This is a genomic window from Amycolatopsis sp. VS8301801F10 (genome assembly GCF_046195355.1).
Lineage (GTDB): Bacteria > Actinomycetota > Actinomycetes > Mycobacteriales > Pseudonocardiaceae > Amycolatopsis.
In genome coordinates this window covers 4,572,130-4,589,357 of sequence record NZ_CP176065.1, presented here as the reverse complement: position 1 = coordinate 4,589,357, position 17,228 = coordinate 4,572,130, and the positions used below count along the sequence as shown (strand labels likewise).

14 protein-coding genes and 2 tRNA genes are annotated in these 17,228 nt (G+C 71.5%); 11 read left to right on the top strand and 5 right to left on the bottom strand.

Annotated features, from left to right (window positions below):
- The first annotated feature begins 178 nt into the window (after nt 1-178).
- The 6 genes from F9C11_RS22025 (at nt 179) to F9C11_RS22000 (ending at nt 6,211) form a co-directional block, all read left to right on the top strand.
- Nucleotides 179-967, top strand: coding sequence for an SDR family oxidoreductase (locus F9C11_RS22025; RefSeq protein ID WP_409186769.1), 789 nt, complete (start codon nt 179-181; stop codon nt 965-967).
- Nucleotide 968: 1 nt separating this feature from the next.
- Nucleotides 969-1,937, top strand: coding sequence for an aldo/keto reductase (locus tag F9C11_RS22020; protein ID WP_409186768.1), 969 nt, complete (start codon nt 969-971; stop codon nt 1,935-1,937).
- A gap of 53 nt (nt 1,938-1,990) precedes the next feature.
- Nucleotides 1,991-2,812, top strand: coding sequence for an ACT domain-containing protein (locus F9C11_RS22015; protein WP_409186767.1), 822 nt, complete (start codon nt 1,991-1,993; stop codon nt 2,810-2,812).
- 939 nt (nt 2,813-3,751) lie between these two features.
- Nucleotides 3,752-3,823, top strand: a tRNA-Leu gene (locus tag F9C11_RS22010).
- A 12-nt stretch (nt 3,824-3,835) separates the two neighbouring features.
- A tRNA-Tyr gene (locus F9C11_RS22005) sits at nt 3,836-3,908 on the top strand.
- 23 nt (nt 3,909-3,931) lie between these two features.
- Nucleotides 3,932-6,211 (top strand): hypothetical protein, encoded by a 2,280-nt coding sequence (locus F9C11_RS22000; RefSeq protein ID WP_409186766.1) that lies wholly within the window; start codon nt 3,932-3,934, stop codon nt 6,209-6,211.
- Between the two features lie 262 nt (nt 6,212-6,473).
- On the opposite strand, the gene F9C11_RS21995 is transcribed toward F9C11_RS22000, so the two are convergent.
- Nucleotides 6,474-7,076, bottom strand: a complete 603-nt coding sequence (locus tag F9C11_RS21995) for a TetR/AcrR family transcriptional regulator (protein ID WP_409186765.1) — start codon at nt 7,074-7,076, stop codon at nt 6,474-6,476.
- An 82-nt stretch (nt 7,077-7,158) separates the two neighbouring features.
- Here F9C11_RS21995 and F9C11_RS21990 point away from each other — a divergent pair, with 82 nt between their 5' ends.
- From F9C11_RS21990 to F9C11_RS21980, 3 genes are all read left to right on the top strand, one after another.
- Nucleotides 7,159-7,617 (top strand): hypothetical protein, encoded by a 459-nt coding sequence (locus tag F9C11_RS21990; protein WP_409186764.1) that lies wholly within the window; start codon nt 7,159-7,161, stop codon nt 7,615-7,617.
- A 298-nt stretch (nt 7,618-7,915) separates the two neighbouring features.
- Nucleotides 7,916-8,860, top strand: a complete 945-nt coding sequence (locus F9C11_RS21985) for a GlxA family transcriptional regulator (protein ID WP_409186763.1) — start codon at nt 7,916-7,918, stop codon at nt 8,858-8,860.
- Between the two features lie 13 nt (nt 8,861-8,873).
- Nucleotides 8,874-9,626 carry an HD domain-containing protein gene (locus F9C11_RS21980; protein ID WP_409186762.1) on the top strand — a complete coding sequence of 251 codons (753 nt, stop codon included), beginning with the start codon at nt 8,874-8,876 and terminating at the stop codon, nt 9,624-9,626.
- A 3-nt stretch (nt 9,627-9,629) separates the two neighbouring features.
- On the opposite strand, the gene F9C11_RS21975 is transcribed toward F9C11_RS21980, so the two are convergent.
- The 3 genes from F9C11_RS21975 to F9C11_RS21965 all read right to left on the bottom strand — a co-directional run bounded on the left by F9C11_RS21975 (nt 9,630) and on the right by F9C11_RS21965 (nt 15,419).
- The gene (locus tag F9C11_RS21975; RefSeq protein WP_409186761.1) at nt 9,630-14,150 is read right to left on the bottom strand and encodes a cation-translocating P-type ATPase; all 4,521 of its coding nucleotides are present in this window, start codon (nt 14,148-14,150) and stop codon (nt 9,630-9,632) included.
- A 51-nt stretch (nt 14,151-14,201) separates the two neighbouring features.
- Entirely contained in the window at nt 14,202-14,486 is a 285-nt protein-coding gene (locus F9C11_RS21970; protein WP_409186760.1) for a hypothetical protein, read from the bottom strand.
- Between the two features lie 69 nt (nt 14,487-14,555).
- Nucleotides 14,556-15,419 carry an alpha/beta fold hydrolase gene (locus F9C11_RS21965; RefSeq protein WP_409186759.1) on the bottom strand — a complete coding sequence of 288 codons (864 nt, stop codon included), beginning with the start codon at nt 15,417-15,419 and terminating at the stop codon, nt 14,556-14,558.
- A 216-nt stretch (nt 15,420-15,635) separates the two neighbouring features.
- Here F9C11_RS21965 and F9C11_RS21960 point away from each other — a divergent pair, with 216 nt between their 5' ends.
- Both F9C11_RS21960 and F9C11_RS21955 read left to right on the top strand, forming a co-directional pair.
- Nucleotides 15,636-15,851, top strand: coding sequence for a hypothetical protein (locus F9C11_RS21960; protein WP_409186758.1), 216 nt, complete (start codon nt 15,636-15,638; stop codon nt 15,849-15,851).
- A complete protein-coding gene (locus F9C11_RS21955) occupies nt 15,848-16,054 on the top strand; it encodes a hypothetical protein (RefSeq protein ID WP_409186757.1) in 207 nt (68 codons plus the stop codon). The genes F9C11_RS21960 and F9C11_RS21955 overlap by 4 nt, the downstream gene beginning before the upstream one ends.
- 171 nt (nt 16,055-16,225) lie before the next feature.
- Here the strand turns inward: F9C11_RS21955 and F9C11_RS21950 are convergent, their stop codons facing one another.
- Nucleotides 16,226-17,161, bottom strand: a complete 936-nt coding sequence (locus F9C11_RS21950) for an AraC family transcriptional regulator (protein WP_409186756.1) — start codon at nt 17,159-17,161, stop codon at nt 16,226-16,228.
- Nucleotides 17,162-17,228: the final 67 nt, after the last annotated feature.

The window sequence follows — 17,228 nt, the reverse complement described above, 5'->3', positions numbered from 1 at the left end:
ACCGGCCGGGGATAATTGCCGCGGAGCGTACCATCGGCACTCTCGCCGTGCTAATGTCCGAAACTGTGCCCGGAACCCATCCCAGGCCACTGAACAGGGGTTTTATCATCCAGCTGACAGTCAAGAAATACATTTTGCTCACGCCGGTAACAACGTCGGAGAAAATAGTGGAGCGCACGTGGAACTGAGCGGGCGGGTAGTCGTGCTCACCGGCGCGGCGCACGGAATCGGGGCCGCGATGGCCCGCCGGTTCGCCGCCGAGGGCGCGCGCGGGGTGGTCGTGTCCGACCTCGACGCGGACGGGGCCGAACGCGTGGCGGCGCAGATCCGGGACGCGGGCGGGCAAGCCGTCGCGACGGTGACCGACGCGACGTCCAAAAAGGACTTGAAAGCGCTGGTGGCGGGCGCGCGCGGCGAGTTCGGGCCGGTGGACCTGTTCTGCGCCAACGCGGGCGCCGCGTTCGGCACCGGCGTGCACGCCGCGGACGAACAGTGGGCGAAATCCTGGGAAATCAACGTGATGCAGCACGTCCACGCCGCACAGGCGGTGCTGCCCTCGATGCTCGCCCGCGGCGAAGGCTGCCTGCTGCTCACCGCGTCGGCAGGCGGCCTGCTCGGAGTGCCGGGCGACGCGCCGTACTCGGTCACCAAGCACGCGGCCGTCGCGCTGGCCGAATGGCTCGCGATCACCTACCGGCCGCGCGGGGTGCGGGTCAGCGCGCTGTGCCCGCTCGGCGTCCGCACCGCGCTGCTGGAGCCGGGCCTCGCCGCGGGCCACCCGGCCGCGCTGGCCATCGCGGCCGCCGCGCCGCTGCTCGAACCCAAGGACGTCGCCGACGCGGTCGTGCGCGGCCTTTCCCGGGACGAGTTCCTGATCCTGCCGCACGAATCGGTGCGGGAATCGTTCGCCCGCAAGGCCAGCGCGGTGGACGCGTGGATCGACGAGATGGCCGTTCAAGGAGGCTGAAGTGGAGTACCGCAGGCTCGGCGCGAGCGGGCTCGCCGTGAGCGAAATCGCCTACGGCAACTGGTACAACCACCACGCGCCCGGCTGCGTCGCCGCGGCGCTGGACGCGGGCGTCACCACGTTCCACACGGCAGCGGCCTGGGACGGCGGCGCCGCGGAAGCCGCTTTCGGCGCGGCGTTCGCCGGCACGCGCCGCGACGACCTGGTCCTGTGCACCGGGGTGTTCTGGCCCGAAGGCCCCGGGCCCAACGATTCGGGCCTGAGCCGCAAACACGTGATCGCGTCGCTGGAGGGCTCGCTGCGGCGGCTGCGCACCGACTACGTGGACGTCTACCAGCTGTTGAGATTCGACTACAAGACACCGGTCGCGGAAACGTTCCTGGCCCTGTCGGACCTGGTGCGGCAAGGCAAAGTGCGCTACGTCGGCACCGCGGAGTGGACGGCGGAGCAGCTGACCCAGGCGGCCGAGGCGGCCGCGCGCTACGACGTGCCGCTGATCTCGAACCAGGCGCATTACTCGATGCTGTGGCGCGTGGCGGAGGCACAGGTGATCCCGGTGTCCGACCGGCTCGGCATCGGCCAGTTCGCCGCGGTCCCGCTGGCGCAAGGCGTCCTGACCGGCAAATACGGCGGCGGCGCGGTCCCGCCGGGCTCGCGCGCGACCGGACCGGCGTACGCGCGGCCGTTGCGGTACCCGGAGCTGGTGGACCGGGTGGAGCTGCTGCGCGGCGTCGCGGACGACGCTGGGTTGACCATGGCCCAGCTCGCGCTCGCCTGGACCCTGCAACACGAAACCGTCGCCTCGGCGGTGGTGGGCGCGAGCAAGCCGGAGCAGCTGACCGAAAACGCGAAGGCCGCGGGGGTCCGGCTCGATCTGGACGTCCTGATGCGCGTGGACCAGCTGCTGGGCAGCTTCGTGCAGACCGATCCGCGACTGGTGTGGACGCCGCCGCCCGGGCTGGTTAACTGAATCGTGACAGGACGCGACGTCAGCGGTAAACGGGCGCCCCGACGCTGGAGGGCATGACAGCATCCGAGACACCGAGCACGAGCCGGAAGCGTTCGGTCAACCGGGAACTGGTCGAACTGGCGGCGCTGTTCTTCGCCACCGGCATCGCCGACCTGTTCGTCAGCACCCTCGCGAACAACCGCGTCGCCCCCGCGCTGATGTTCGCGCTGGGCGGGCTTTTCATCGCCGCCGCCACGCTGCGGCACCGCTGGAGCCACCGGCCGCCGCGCACCTCCGCGCCCGGACAAGGGGCCGCGGTCGAATGGTGCCTCCGCGCGACCGTGCGCGACGTGCCCGGAAGCCTGGCCGCCCTCACCGCCACCCTGGCCGCGCACCGCTACGACATCGCGGCCATGCAGGTCCTCACCTCGCCCGACGGCGCGGTGGACGAGTTCCTCCTCCGCGCCCCGGAAGGCACCACCAGCACAGACGTCGCCGAGGCGGCCCGCTCCGGCGGCGGCGAGAACGTCTGGGTCGTCCGGGCGGACGCGCACGACCTCGTCGACCTCCCGACCCGGATGCTCGCCATCGCCGCCCAAGCCGCCGACGCCGACGCCGACGTGCGCCCCCTCCTCAGCGCCCTGCTCGGCGAATCCTGCACGGTCCGCCGGAAAACCGGGGTCCGCGTGCGGGACGAGCGCGTCACCGGAACCACCCTGCTGCTGCACGGCCGGCCCGGCGAACTCCTCGAAGTCCGCCGGCCGCTGCTGCCGTTCACGCCCGCCGAGTTCGCCCGGGCCAAGGCGCTTCTGCGGGTGCATCTCGCCGGATACCAGGCCCGCACCGCTGGGATATCACCTGTCTGCTCCGTCCCGGGAAGCTCCGGCGAACGATGAGAACGGAACCGGGCCGGGAAGCCGCCGCAGGGTCACCGTTGAGGTATCAGTAGCGCCGCAGTGCCGCGGCAACCCAGGCTCCCCGGCGCGGTCACCGGAACCACCCTGCTGCTGCACAGCCTCCCCGGCAACCTCCTCGAAATTCCGCCGTCCGCCGCTGCCGTTCACGCCCGCCGAATTCCCCCGCGCCAAAGCCCTCCTGCGCGTAAACCTCGCCGGATACCAGACCCGCACCGCTGGGATACCACCTGCCTGCCCCACCCCAGCAACCTCCGCCGACTGATGAGAACAGAACCGGGGCCGGGAAGCCGCCGCAGGCTCACCGTTGAGATATCACTGACGCCGCAGTACCGCGGCAGCCCAGGCTCCCCGGCACCGTCACCGGAACCACCCTGCTGCACGGCCGACCCAGCGAACTCCTCGAAATCCGCCGTCCATTGCTGCCGTTCACGCCCACTGAATTCGCCCGGGCCAAGGCGCTTCTGCGCGTACATCACGCCGGACACCAGACCCACACCGCTGGGATACCACCTGCCCGCCCCACCCCCAGCAACCTCCGCCGACCGATTAACCGGAACCGCGGCCGGGAAGCCGCCACAGGCTCACCATTGAGATATCACTGGTGCCGTAGTGCTGCGGCAGCCCAGGCTCGGTCACCGGAACCACCGTGCTGCTCCACAGCCGACCCAGCGAACTCCTCGAAATCCGCCGTCCGCCGCTGCCGTTCACGCCCGCCGAATTCCCCCACGCCAAAGCCCTCCTGCGCGTACATCACGCCGGATACCAGGCCCACACCGCTGGGATACCACCTGCCTGCTCCGCCCCGGCAACCTCCGCCGAACGATGAACCGGGCCGGGAAGCCGCCCCAGGCTCACCGTTGAGATATCAGTGGCGCCGCAGTGCCGCGGCAGCATAGGCTCTCCGGTGCGGGGAAACGGCATGGAGTAGATCAGCGGCGGATCGCCCGGCTCAGGACCGGGAGGGCGCGGGTTCGAGTCCCGCCTCCATGTCCGCCCCCGCCTCTTGGAGTAGTTCAGCAGGCAGAACACCCGGCTGTATTCCGGGAAGGCGCAGGTTCGAATCCTGCCTCCAAGTCTTCGAGAGCAGGGGAAATCCACATGGGACACACCGCGTCGCCGGGGTACGCCTACGGGCAGCTCGCCCGCGCTGTGCGCACCGCCCTGTCCGCGAAGGACAGCGCGGCGCGCCGGCGCGCCGGGGCGAAAGCGAGCCAGTGGCAGGACGTCCTCACCGGCATGGCCGACGGTTCCCTGCGGATCGGCTCGCGGGTCCCGGTCGCGGGCACTCCGGCGTGGGTGACCCTCGAGGTCGCGCACGGCGGATTCGCCACCGGCCGGTTCCTGGCCGAGGTCCCGCTGTCCCCGGCCGAGGCCGCGCTGTGCGCCGACGGACCGGGCACGACCGACCGCGAACGGCTCAACCTCTGGTATCTCACCGACGCCGGACTCGACACGCTCCGCGCCATGCTGGCCGCCGAGTCCTACCGGATCGAGCTTCCGGAGGACGCCGCGCTGCCGACCGTCGCGTGGCTGCTGGACCACGGGCACGCCGAAGCCGCGCTCGACCTGATCGGCGAGCTTCGCCCGTACCTGCCTCGCCTGCGCCTGGCCCCGCTCCCCGGCGCAGCGCCGCGGCCGGCGGGCGCGCTGGTCCGGCTGAGCACCGTCGGTGAAGTCCGGGACTCGCTGCGCTCGGCGCGCACCCGGCCCGCGATCGCGGCGATGCTGGAAACGCTGCAGGTATGGCATCCGCTTTTCGACCGGTTGGTCGCGCTGTGGTGCGACACCGTAGAAGGCGAACTGCCGCGGCTGGCCGAAACCGGCGTCACCGGCGGCTGGCCGTGCCGCACCTGGCCTGCCGACTGGTCGCAGCGCCGCGCCGAGTGGCTCGCGGACTACGCGAGCGCGAGCGCCCAGCACACCGCGTCGACCGCGCACACGCACCCGAAGAGCAACTTCGCTCGGCTGCACCGCGCACTGCTGGCCTGCGAGCACGACAGCACGGAGCTGACCGGACGCGACGTCGGCTGGATCCGCCGCGCCCTGGCGAACACGATCACCAAGCACGGCGAACCGGGCTCGGAACCGCGAGCAGCGCTGCGCGCGCTGCAGGCCTCGGTCGCCGCGCGGCCCACCCACGCCGAACTCGCCGCCGCGCTGTCCGAGCGGCTGGACCGCTTCCCCGCCGACGGCGGGCTGCCGTCCCTCGAACCGGTCGCCGAGGACGCGCCCGCGCACCTGGTCGCCAAGGTCGCCCGCGCACTGGAAGCGCCGATCGAGGAACTGGTCGCCCGCAACGTGATCACCTCGGCCGACGTCCTCGCGACAGTCCTGCCGCAGATCACCGCGCAGTTGCTGGCCGCCAACTTCGCCGACGAACAGCTCGCGACGCTCTACGCTCACACCTACGCGGCCTTCCGCCGCCGCCGAAGCCTCCTGCTGCTCGACCTGGAAAACCAGATCAGCATCGAGGAACTGCCCTGGGTCCGCGCGATCGACCCGCTGCGAACACGACGTCCGGACACCGCGCGGGCGGCACGCCAGACGCTGGCCCAGACGGTCCTGCTCGCGCTCAACGCATTCCCGCAGGCGATCCTGCCGAACACGCTGGTGCGCGAACTGGGCGCGCTGGCGAAACAGGCTGGGCTGCCGATGCCGCTGGTCGAGGAGGTCGCGGCCGACATCTTCATGGGCACCTTCACCGCGAAATGGCGCACCGCGGCCGAACTCACCAGCCGCACGATGGCGGGCACGCTCTACGCCCGCTACTACGACCTGCCGGAATCCTGGCCGTCCGCCCCGCCGCGGCGCCGGTTCCGCGCACTGGCCATACGCACCGCCGACGACTTCGCCGACCTGTGCGCGGCCCGAGCCGCCGAAGCCCAGCCGACGCGGAAGATCCTCCGCTCGGTCGCCGCGAACGGCACAGTGCTGGAGCAGAGCCAGATCCTCACGACACAGAACCTGGCAGTTCTCGTGCACACGCTGGACCTTCGGACCCGGCTCGCAGCGTCCGCACCGCAACTGGCCGCCGAGTCGCTGACGTGGACGGTCACCCGCCTGGCGACCCGCACCGACCACCATCACGCGGCGCTGCAGGGCGTCAAGAACGCGGCCTACGCCTGGCGGCAGGCGCTGTTTTTCCTGAGCTTCTGCGACCTCGACACCCAGCGCGCTCTCCTGGGCCAACTCGCCGAACAGGTCACCCGAGCAGGCCTGACCGAGCGGTTCGCCCCGGCCGTAACGGGTTTGGCGCACGTGGTGGAAGGCGGCCGCTTCACCCCGGAGGGACGGACGGACGACGGCGGACGTCGTTTTCTCGGCTGGACCACGGGGAGGCACTGGTGTCTGCCAGAGCCTGCGACGGCGCGCCGCTAGACGGTTCCCTGCCCCCGAGCGTGATCGGGACCGTGCGGGGCGGAAACCAGAAGGCTCCGGTCAAAGCGTTCTTCGCGGCTCTCGGCTGCGGTGCCGTCCCTCCGACCGTTTCTGGTTCTCCCCGGCGCGAGCCCGAGGCACCGGGAAAGTGCGGCCAGCAGCACGAGCTGGCCGCACTCCCCAATCTGCGGCGAATCCTTCGAGCAGCAACGCGGTCAACGGCGCCGAGATGCTTTGCTGCGCCGATTTCCCCGTCCCCGGTTCAAGATTCCCGACCGCCCTCAGCCTCGCCGGTGATCTTCTCCAGCGCCCCCGTCAGCGCACCGACGCACAGCTCGCGCAACTCCGTTCGCGACAACGCTTCGGTCAGCAGCCATTCCACGCACAGCACCCGGACGAACTGCAGCCACCCGGTCAACGCGGCGGACAGCAGCTCCCCCGCGTGCCCGGTCAGGCCGGAGGCGTCGACCAGCCGCTGCCGCAGCGCCGTCAGCTCGTCGGTGATCGCGGCCTGGACCACCGGATCGCCCGCCAGGGTGCGGTTCGCCGCGAGGACCGTGTTGCGGTTGGCCAGGAAGTAGTCGAAATGGACCTCCAGCCCGAGGGTGATCTGTTCGGTCAGCGACGCCGCCGGATCCGGTTCGGTGTCCGCGAGCAACCGGTCGGCCGCTTGCCGGTACACCGCGGCGAAGAGGTCGTGTTTGGCGTGGAAGTGCCGGTAGAGCAGGGCGCGCGAAATCCCGGCCTGTTCGGCGATCTGCTCCATCTGCACCGCGTCGTAGGGCTTGGCCGCGAACTCCCGCGCGGCGACCTCGAGGAGCTGGGCGCGGCGCTGGGCGGGATCGAGTCGGCGGCGCGGCGGCATGCGCCCCACTCTAGTTGACACCTGTCTACCACGTCCGTACGGTCCCGTTAGTAGATGCCTGTCTACTAACAGCGAGGTCCCCGTGCAGGTTCGGCGCATCGTCCTGGAGCCGGCGGACGCCGTCGGTGCCCTGTCTTCCGCCGGTTACGTCGGCGGCCTCGAATTCAGCGACCCGGCACCCGGTGCCCGGTCTCCTGAGCACTGGGCGCGTGCGGTGTGGGAACAGGCCCCGCGGCCCGTGCGCGTCTTTCTCCGATTCGCGTGGCGGGTGGGGCTCGGCCTGCGGCTGGGTCCGCGGGACTCGCCGACGCAGGTGCTGGGGTGGGCGCTGGTGAGTTCGACCGGTCAGGCGGCCGTGCTCGAAGCCCGGTCCTGGCTGCTGACCGCGCGCAATGTCGTCGAACTGCGCGGCACGCGGGTGCGGTGGACCACCTTCGTGCGCTTCGACCGGCGACCGGCCGCCGCGCTGTGGTCTCTCGCCGTGCCCGTGCACCACGCCCTGATGTCCCGGTTGCTGCGCCGCGCCGCACTAGACGGTTGAACGCAGCCCCGGGCGGCCTCGATGAGCCACGGCCGCGCAGTGTCCACTGTGGCCGGATCCATCGCCGACCGGACTGCCCAAGCTGCGCGCCAGGTGCGCGGGATCGGTGATCCGCACATGCCAACTGTGGTGGGCGAGCCACTCCCGGGATCAGCGACCTCGGATCGCCACGGCGTGCCGACATAACCCGCCATGAACTCCGCACCGGGCCCGGCCGCGGGGCCGACCGGGCGGCCTGGCCGGATCTGTGGGCTAGTCGTCCTTGTGGACACCAGTATCTCCTGACCAGACTTGAAATATGGCAGGCAAGGAGATCGTCGTCGCGGTGTGCGCCGACGTGGTGCTGCTCGATCTCGCCGGACCGGTCCAGGTGCTCGACGGCGCGGGCGGCTACCGCGTCCGGCTGGCCTCAGTGGACGGGCACCCGGTGCGCTCGGACACCGGAGTGGTGCTGAGTGTCGACTGTGCACTGTCCGAAGTAGACGAACCGGTCGACACAGTGCTCGTCCCGGGACCGCCGCCGGGCCGGGTCGACGGCACCGCTCCGGCCTTGCTCGACGGAATCCGGCGGCTCGGCGGGACCGCGCGCCGGGTCGCGTCGGTCTGCACCGGCGCGTTCCTGTTGGCGGATGCCGGATTGCTGGACGGACGGCGGGCCACCACGCACTGGGCGATGTGCGCCGAACTCGCCGCGCGGTTTCCCGGCGTCACCGTGCGCCCGGACGCCATTTACGCGCGCGACGGCCGGATCGTCACCTCGGCCGGGGTGACCGCCGGGATCGACCTGGCGCTCGCGCTGGTCGAGGAAGACCTCGGGCCGGACGTCGCCCGGGACGCCGCGCGGCAGCTGGTCGTGTTCCTGCGCCGCCCCGGCGGACAGTCGCAGTTCAGCGTCTGGAGCGACGTCCCGGCGCCGAAAACCTCGGCGCTGCGGGTAGTGCTGGACGCGGTCGCGGCCGAACCGGCGGGCGATCACACGCTGTCCGGCATGGCCGCGCGCGCGAGGGTGAGCGTGCGTCAGCTGACCCGGCTGTTCCAGCAGGAACTCGGAGTCACGCCGGGCCAGTACGTCGCCCGGATCCGCGTCGAGGCCGCCCGCGTCCTGCTCGAATCCTGCGACGCCGGAGTGGAGACCGTCGCCCGCCGCTGCGGGTTCGGTTCCGCCGAGAGCATGCGCCGGCTGTTCCTCCAAGTCCTCGGCATCACCCCGACCGCGTACCGGCAACGGTTCGCGTACTCGTAAAAGGAGACCCCAGATGTCGGATTCCGTTTCCCGGCGCACCGTGCTCGGCGGCGCCGCGGCCGGTGCCGCCGCGATCGCGCTCGGCGCACCGGCGGCCAGCGCGGCGCCAGCCGAACTGTCCTTCCCGGCCACCCGGCTGGCGAGGCGCGCCCAGACCCTGGTGACCCGCGCGCAGCAACCGTTCCTGCGCAACCACAGTCTGCGCAGCTTCCTCTTCGCGCGGGCCGCCGCCGCGCAACAGGGCAAGCGGCCGAACGAACACTACGACGCCGAACTGATGTTCCTCATCTGCGTGCTCCACGACATGGGGCTGACCGAGGAAGTCAAGTCCGATCAGCGGTTCGAGGTCGCGGGCGCCGATTTCGCCGCACGGTTCCTGGAAAGCCACGGCATCACCGACCACCGCGTCGACACCGTGTGGGACGCGATCGCCCTGCACACCACCCAGCACGTGCACGAATCGCCGGTGTTCCAGCGCCGTCGCCCCGCCGAGATCGGCGTCGCGCAGGCCGGCATCGGGATCGACCTCACCGGTCCCGACGAACCCGGCCAGCTCCCGCCCGGGTTCGCCGACCGCGTGCACGCGCGCTATCCCCGGCTCGGCGGGTGCCGCGCCCTCACCGACGTCATGGTCTCCCAGAGCCTCGCGAACCCCCGCAAGGCGCCCTCGATGACGCTCCCCGGCGAGATCCTCCACCAGCGCCGCCCCGAGGTGCCCTATCCGACCTGGGACATGGTCCTCGACGCGAACGCCTGGGGAGATTGACCGTCAGTCCATTGTGGACACACCGGCTCGCCCGGCCGGCTTCGGCGCGATCCGGGACGCGATCGTCTCCACCACCGGCAGCATCGACGGCGCGAACTTCGCCACCGCGATGCCGCCGCCGACTCCCGCCCACGCCACCGGTCCCAGCGGGGCGCAGCCGAAGAAGTGGCTCACGCCCGGGGTCTGCACCACCGCGAACAGCACCGCCGCCGAGCCGAGGCTCGTGGCCAGGACCAGGGGGCTGTGCGCGCGGCCGGACAGGGTCTGCACCAGCTGGGCGCCGACGAGGCCGCACAACGACATCGTGCTGGTGCGTCGTGCGGTGCCCGGGGTCACCGTGCCGGCCAGCCACGCGGTGGTCGCTCCCAGTGCGGTGACGACGCCCCGGTCGCGGATCTGCCGGGTCAGCGGCGCGCCGAGCGAGCCGGTGCCCACGACGGTGCCGTTCTGCCCGGCGTCCGGCGCGGCGCTGGGGGTGACCGAAATGGCCATCGCCGGGAACATGTCGGTCAGCAGGTTGACCAGCAGCAGCTGCCGGGTGGACAACGGGGAAGCACCGGACAGCAGCGTGCCCAGCACGGTGAAACCGACCTCGCCGGCATTGCCGCCGATGAGGATGCTGATGGCGTCCGCGACGCTGCGCCACAAGGCCCGTCCTTCGTCGACCGTGTCGGCCAGCACCCGCAGATCGCCGTCGGTCAGCACGATGTCCGCCGCGTTGCGCGCGGCCGCGGACCCGCGCGCGGCCAACGCGATTCCCGCGTCGGAGGCCCGGATGGCGGCGGCGTCGTTCGCGCCGTCGCCGACCATCGCCACGACCCGGCCCGCGGCTCGCAGCGCTTCGACCACCTGCAGTTTCTGCTCCGGAGCCACCCGGGCCACCACGCCGGCCTCGCGCACCAGGTCCGCCCGGCCGGCCCGGTCCAGCGCGGCCAGCTCCTGCCCGGTCACGACCGCGGTGTCCTCGGGCCAGCCCAGTTCGACGGCGACGGCCAAGGCGGTGCGCGGGTGGTCGCCGGTCAGCACGACCGGGCGCACGCCCGCCGCGCGCAGCCCGGACACCATCGGCGCCGCACTGGGGCGCGGACTGTCCGCCAACGCGAGCAAGCCGACGAACTCCAAGTCCGCCAACGGTTCGTCGACGGCCTCGGCCAGCCGGTCCGGACCCACCGGACGGCGAGCCACCGCGAGCACCCGAAGGCCGGAGCCCGCCAGCGATTCCGCCCGCGAAAGGATGTCCGCCGGGGCGTCCGGGCAGCACGGGAGCACCACTTCCAGCGCTCCCTTGACCACCAGCCACCCGGTTTCGCCCTCGAGCCCGGCGGCGGCCGCGTAACCGCGGCTGGCCTCGAACGGCAAACCGGCGACCTGCCGCCAATCCTCGCCGGGCGGCGAAGCGGCGAGCACCGCGGCGTCGGTCGCGTGCTTGGCCCGCGAACTGTCCTTTTCGGACGGACAAGCCCGCGCCCCGGTCCGCACCACCTGAGTCTCCGCCGCCTGCCGCAGCGGGAGAATTTCTCCGTCGGCCGTCGCGACCTTGACGACCCGCAGTTCGTTCGTCGTGAGCGTGCCGGTCTTGTCGAAGCACACGGTGTCGATCCGGCCCAGTGCCTCCAGCGTGCGCGCGGAGCGAACCAGCACGCCCCGGCGGCTGAGCCGGCGCGCGGCCGCCATCTGCGCGACCGTGGCGACCAGCGGAAGTCCTTCCGGCACAGCGGCAACCGCGACCGCGACACCCCCGCTGACCGCTTCGCGCACCGTTCGCCCGCGCAGCAACGACAGGCCAGCGACGGCGACTCCGCCCGCGAGCGTCAGCGGCAAGGCTTTGCGGGTCAATTCCCGCAGTCTGGCCTGTACCCCGGCAGCCGGTGCCGTGCGGGAGGCCAGCGCCACGGCGCGCCCGGCCTCGGTGCGGTCCCCGGTGTCCGCGACAATCGCCCGAGCCGATCCCGCGACCACGGTGGTTCCTTCGAAGACCATGCACCGGCGGTCCGCGATGTCCGAGGCCGGGGTCGGCGCTGTGTGTTTCGGCACCGGCAGCGATTCCCCGGTCAGCACGGATTCGTCGACCTCGAGATCCTGCACCCGCACCAGCCTCGCGTCGGCGGGCACGACGTCGCCCGCCCGCAGCTCCACCAGGTCGCCGGGCCGCACCTCGGCGGCGTCCACGACTTCCGGCCGCGCTTCCTCCGACGCGAGCCGGCGGGCCTGCTGGGTCTGGGTCGCGGCCAGGCCCGACAGAGCCTGCTCCGCCCGCACCCCCTGCACCCCTCCGACGAGCGCGTTGGCCCCCATCGCGGCCAGCACCAGCAGAGCGTCCACAGTGGACCCGAGAATCGCCGACGCGGCGGCTCCGACGGCGAGCACCGGAGTCAGCGGATCGCTCAGCTCGCCCCGCATCGCGCCGGCCAGCCGAAGCCCGCTCGCCACCGGCGCGGTTCCGGGCAGTTCGGCGGCTTCCGCGGCCAGGCGCCGGGCTCGTTCGGGCAGGCCGGTGCGGCGCGCCCGGCGACGGCGCGGGTCCGAAGCCAGCCTGCGCAGCACTTCCTCCAGCGGCAACGCATGCCAGGCCACTCGCGGCCGCGGCGCCGGAGCCGGTTCCGCGGCCATCGCCGCCGCGGCCTGCCAGCCCCCGGCCAGCGCGACGCCGGTGGCGAGGTCGACCGGGCTGAGCCGGGCCAGCGGCGACAGCAAACGCCGCCACTGCCGGTGCCCGTCCGTGGCGACCACCAGACCGGACAAGGCCGCGGCGGCCTCGGCGCAGGTCGTCGCCCGGCCACCGGCGGCGCGCGCACCGCGAACGGCGCGCATCAGCCGCCAGGCTCCCGCCAGGCCGCTGATCGACAGCAGGTCGGCGGCCCAGACCGCGGCATCGCATCCGTGCGCGACCGCGACCGCGAGATCGCCGCGCAGCAAGCCGTCCAGCACTGCCTCCCGGGCAGACGCGTCGACGCCCGGCGGGACGCGGGCCAGCGTCAGCACGACGCGGCCGTCCTCCTGGCAGCCGGTGACGACCTCGGCCATCGTCCGGTCGGTGACGACCTCGTCCGCCAACACGGCCTCGCCGCCCGGGGAGCCGTCCTGGACGACCACGATCCGCAGGCCCGCCTGCCCGGCCGCGTCCAGCACGCTCTCCGCCAGCGGGTCGGGCACCCATCCGACGAGCACCGTTCCCACGTCCGCGCCGTCCGCCGAGGCGATCATCAACCCGGTTTCGGCCGCCGGATCGTCCGGCGCCGGCCGCAGCCGCACGGGGCTGTCCTCGCCGTTCACCGCCTGCAGCGCCGCTTGCCACAGCCTGCCTTCCGCCCACTCGCGGTCGTTGGGATTGGCCTCGAGCACCGTGCGCTCGTCGCCGCACAATGCGTTGCTGTGCACCACAAGCGTGTCGACCGCTTGCAGCAGCCGGAGCCGGTCCGGGTTCCGGACTAGCACCCCCTCGCGCGCGAGGGCGAGCCCGGCGCCGGAGGCGTACGCGGTCCAGCCGTACCGGGCGGGTTTCGGAGAACTGGCGAGGATCGCGGAACTGGCCTGGCTGAGGTTGCGCTGGAACAGCGCGGTAGCTCCCGCGCCGACCAGACCGCCGGTCAACGCGGTTTTGGCGTAGTCGCTGACCGGATCCGGCGGGGCCGCCCGGCGCTCGGGCCGGGTCGGCGGACAGTCGCGGTCGGGCACGCACAGGCGGTCGCAGGACCGGTCGAACGCGACCACTTGCGCCACCGCGTCCGCGAGCTGCCCGGCGCGCAACAGCACGTCGAGCGTGAGGTCGACGGGAGACTTCCCGACGCCGTGCAGCGCTGCGTTGGCCGTGGCGACCGCCAATTCGGCCGCGGGCCTGCCGAACCGGGCACGCAAGAACTCTTGGGCGAGCGGATGTTCCCGCACCGCCGTGAGCGCGGCATCCAGCACTTGCGGCGGCCGCCGCAGCCGCAACGGCGTGGTGGCCGCCGCCATCGCCAGCCCGGCACCGCTGATCGCGAGCGCGGCCGCCTGGGTCTGGACCGCGCGAAGATCGCCCGGATGGACGGACGCTTCGTCTTGGGCGCCAACGGACAGTCCGTGCTTTCGCGCGCGGGCCGCCAGTGCTTCCACCAAGCGGTCGCTGGCCGCGTCTTCCGCCATCGTCAGCACCATCCGGGACAGGCCAGCGTCCCAGTAGGCGGCGATGACATCGGGCCGCGCCATCGCCTCCCGAGCCAGCTTGCGCACCAAGCGGCCGAACCGGCTCGCGTCGCCTTCCGCCGCCGGGCGCAGTCCGAGATGGAGCTTCTGCCCGTGCCGCCACACCGCGCCGGTTCCCTCTGCCCCGCTGACCACCGCCTCGCGCAACACCCGCGCGGCGCACGTCGTGGCCCGGACGCCTGCTCCCGCCCCGGTGACCACCGCGTCGGCACCGAGGTTGACCGCTTCGGCGGCAACGCCCGCGGCCTGGCTTGCCCCGCGGACGAGCCGTTCGGGCACGGACAACGCGGCGGCCGGAAGCCGGAGTGCGCGCGACAGCAAGGAAGGAAGGGTACCGGTCATTTCCTCGTCATTCTTCGCAGAGCCGTTTCGGAAACACGAGCTTTCGCAGTGCTAATCTCCGGCGGCGGCATCCTTGCGAACGTCCTCACGGGACAGTTTCTCGGCGACATAGGTGCCTGCGCCCACCACGACGGCGACCGGCCACTCGAGAACTCCGACCGCGGCCAGCGCGGCCAATCCGCCCCACCACAGTGCGCGTTTGGGCATTTCCGAAGGCAGTCTCAACCCGGCGGTCCCCGAGTCCTGCTTCGCCGCTTGGCCGTTCTTGTGCCGCCCAGGGGGTTTCGTCCCCGGACCGTCGTGCGTTCCCGTGGTGCTGCGTGGGCGCGATGACATCTCTCGCCTCCTCGTCGTGGCCCTTCTGATACCCGGTGACGAGCAAGGCAAACACCCGGACGGGCGAAGCTAACCGAGGAAACGGACCAAGGTTTCGGCCAGCTGCACGGGGTTTTCCTCGGCCATATGGTGCCCGGACTCGATGCGCGCGGACGTCAGCTCGCCGCTGACCCAGGAGCGCCAGACAGCGACCGGGTCGCCGTAAAGGTCTTCCATGTCGTCCTTCGCGGACCACGCGACGAGGGTCGGACACGTGATGACGCGCCCCGCCGCCCGGTCCGCCTCGTCGTGAGCACGATCGACGGTCAGCCCGGCGCGGTAGTCCTCCAGCATCGCCCGCACAGTGGCCGGATTCGTGACCGCACTGGTCATATCGCGATAGTTCTCGTGCCCCATGGCTTGCTCGTCCGGTCGGTACCAGGCAAGGGGATCGGCCGTGATCACCCGCTCCGCGTGCGGGGACGAGCCGAAGAAGAACCAATGCCACCACGCGGTAGCGAACTTGGCGCCAGCGCGTTCGAGCGCCTCGAGGATGGGCACGCTGTCGAGAACACCGAGGCGAGACACCGCATCCGGATGATCGAGCGCGGTCCGGTACGCGACGTAACTGCCGCGATCATGGCCCACGACAGCGAATCGGCTGTGCCCGAGATTGCGCAGCAAGGCCACGATGTCGGCGGCCATCGCGCGGTCGCAGTACACCTCGTGCTTCCGGTCGGGCTCGGGTTTGGCTGACCGGCCGTACCCGCGCAAGTCGGGGCAAACGACGCTGAACCCGGCCTGGGCGAGCGCGGGGGCCACCCGGTACCAGGTCGTATGCGTCCGAGGATGCCCGTGCAACAGCACGACGGGCGGTCCTTCTCCGCCGCTTCGGCCGTGGATGGTTACGGAGTCGTTGACGGGGATGTCCCATTCCGCGAAAGTGTCGAACACGCTGTCACTGTCTCACCGTGGAGACTGGCTCGCGCGCTGCGACGGGGCCGCTTGGCGCGGTCAGGAATTCAGGTTTGACCAGCCGGAAACGGGGCATCCGACCGGGTGGCAGGAAGGGGGCCGGTACCGCGGAATCCGCCTCCTGGGGACTCGGTTCATTACGGGGGTGCCGTGGCTCGTCCTGGCAGACGCCGATGGCGTGTTTTTCTGGCGCAGTTGTTCCTCGTCGTGATCTGGCAGGTCTTCTACTCGCTCGTGCTTCGGCCGCTGCTCCCCCACGGCGACACGGTGGGCATCGTGATGATCGCCGTGTTCTCGGCGGGCATTTTGGCAGTGCCGGTCGTCTCCGCGTTCCACCGCCGAAAGCACCGGGACAAGAAGCGGCATCGGTTCGGATCACGACCTGAAGACCGCCCGGGAGGAGAACAATGAAGAAGAGCAGCCTCGGCTTTCTGCTCGGCATCATCGGCGCGTTTCTTTCGTTATTCGCCCTTGTCTTCGCTTTCTTGCTGAATCATCCAGAATTCAGCGAAACACTGACCACGGCGGGAACCGGACTGGTCATCGTCGGCGTTCTGACGGTCGCGACCGCAGTCTTGCTCTCAGCAAAGAAGCACAGAAATAACGGCCGGTGACCGTGCCCCGGTTCCGGACTCCTGCCTCGACAGCAAGGAAACCCGTGACAACCACCTCACTGATCGGCATCATCACGTCGATTATCGCGATCCTGCTCGGCGTCGCCGCGATCTTGGTCAGCACGAAAAGAAGATCGAAGCAGCGCCGACCCGCACGCTCAGCCAGAGAACTCACCGCGCCTGAGAAGGCGACACCCCATACCGCCTCCGAAACGCCGCAGCAAACCGACTAGCACTCGAAAACCCCCACCGAGCCGCGATTTCGCTCACCGACAATTCCGGATGCGCTTCAAGATCCGCCCGAGCATGCTGCAACCGCACCCCCACCAGATGTTCCGTCGGCGTGCACCCCACCCATTCCCGGAAACTCTCCTGCAGCCGACGGACCGTAGTCCCGGCCACAGCCGCCATCTCCGCCGCGGTCCACGCCCGCGAAGGGTCCGCTCGGACGGCGTCCACCACCCGCGTGATCGCCCTCGGCCGCGGTGCCGGGACCCGGCCGGAATCGGGGCAGCCGGCGAGAAGAAACCCCGCCGCGACCGCGCCCGCCAGCTGTTCCCGGACGATCGGCTGGTCGGTGAACAGCGCGCCGTCGCGCATCTGCGACGACAGTCCGGCCACGAGATGCCGCCAGTCGCGTGCCGGGCCGTGGTCGAGAGGCAATTGGTCCGGGAGCGCGCCCGCCGCCCGGACGGTCCCGGCGCCGAGAACGCGTTCGGCCTCGCGGTCCAGCCAGTCCCGGTCGAATTTGACCCCCAGCACGGTGCAGGTCGCGTCCCAGTGGGTGATCAGCGACGGGGTGTCGGCCCGGAAAACCGTCGCCTGCCCGGGCACGGACGTCACCGTGCCGTGCCTTCCCCGGCTGGCGAGGTGGCCGGTCAACGGCAGGTTGACCTCGTAGGCAGCCGGGTAGTCGCAGGCGATCTCGACGTCGGCTCCCCATCCGACGTACCCGATCAGCACCGGGCCGAGGTCCAGCGTCCGCAGGGTCAGCCGCGGTTCGCGGCCGGCGCGCAGCGGCGTCAGCTGGTGCGGAAAGTAGGCGGCGGCCACCGACTTCGAGACTCGCTCCCAGTCCCGCGGCGCCGCACCCCGGCGTGCGGACATGGACCGCATGCTAGCTGATCTGCGGCGACGCGCCGGATTCGTCGCGCGATCCGTACCGGATCCGCGC

Excerpts from the sequence above, each read along its gene's own strand:
- F9C11_RS22015 (WP_409186767.1), top strand. The coding sequence starts at position 1,991 with ATGACAGCATCCGAGACACCGAGCACGAGCCGGAAGCGTTCGGTCAAC.
- F9C11_RS22000 (WP_409186766.1), top strand. The coding sequence starts at position 3,932 with ATGGGACACACCGCGTCGCCGGGGTACGCCTACGGGCAGCTCGCCCGC.
- F9C11_RS21995 (WP_409186765.1), bottom strand. The coding sequence starts at position 7,076 with ATGCCGCCGCGCCGCCGACTCGATCCCGCCCAGCGCCGCGCCCAGCTC.
- F9C11_RS21985 (WP_409186763.1), top strand. The coding sequence starts at position 7,916 with ATGGCAGGCAAGGAGATCGTCGTCGCGGTGTGCGCCGACGTGGTGCTG.
- F9C11_RS21980 (WP_409186762.1), top strand. The coding sequence starts at position 8,874 with ATGTCGGATTCCGTTTCCCGGCGCACCGTGCTCGGCGGCGCCGCGGCC.
- F9C11_RS21975 (WP_409186761.1), bottom strand. The coding sequence starts at position 14,150 with ATGACCGGTACCCTTCCTTCCTTGCTGTCGCGCGCACTCCGGCTTCCG.
- F9C11_RS21970 (WP_409186760.1), bottom strand. The coding sequence starts at position 14,486 with ATGTCATCGCGCCCACGCAGCACCACGGGAACGCACGACGGTCCGGGG.
- F9C11_RS21955 (WP_409186757.1), top strand. The coding sequence starts at position 15,848 with ATGAAGAAGAGCAGCCTCGGCTTTCTGCTCGGCATCATCGGCGCGTTT.
- F9C11_RS21950 (WP_409186756.1), bottom strand. The coding sequence starts at position 17,161 with ATGTCCGCACGCCGGGGTGCGGCGCCGCGGGACTGGGAGCGAGTCTCG.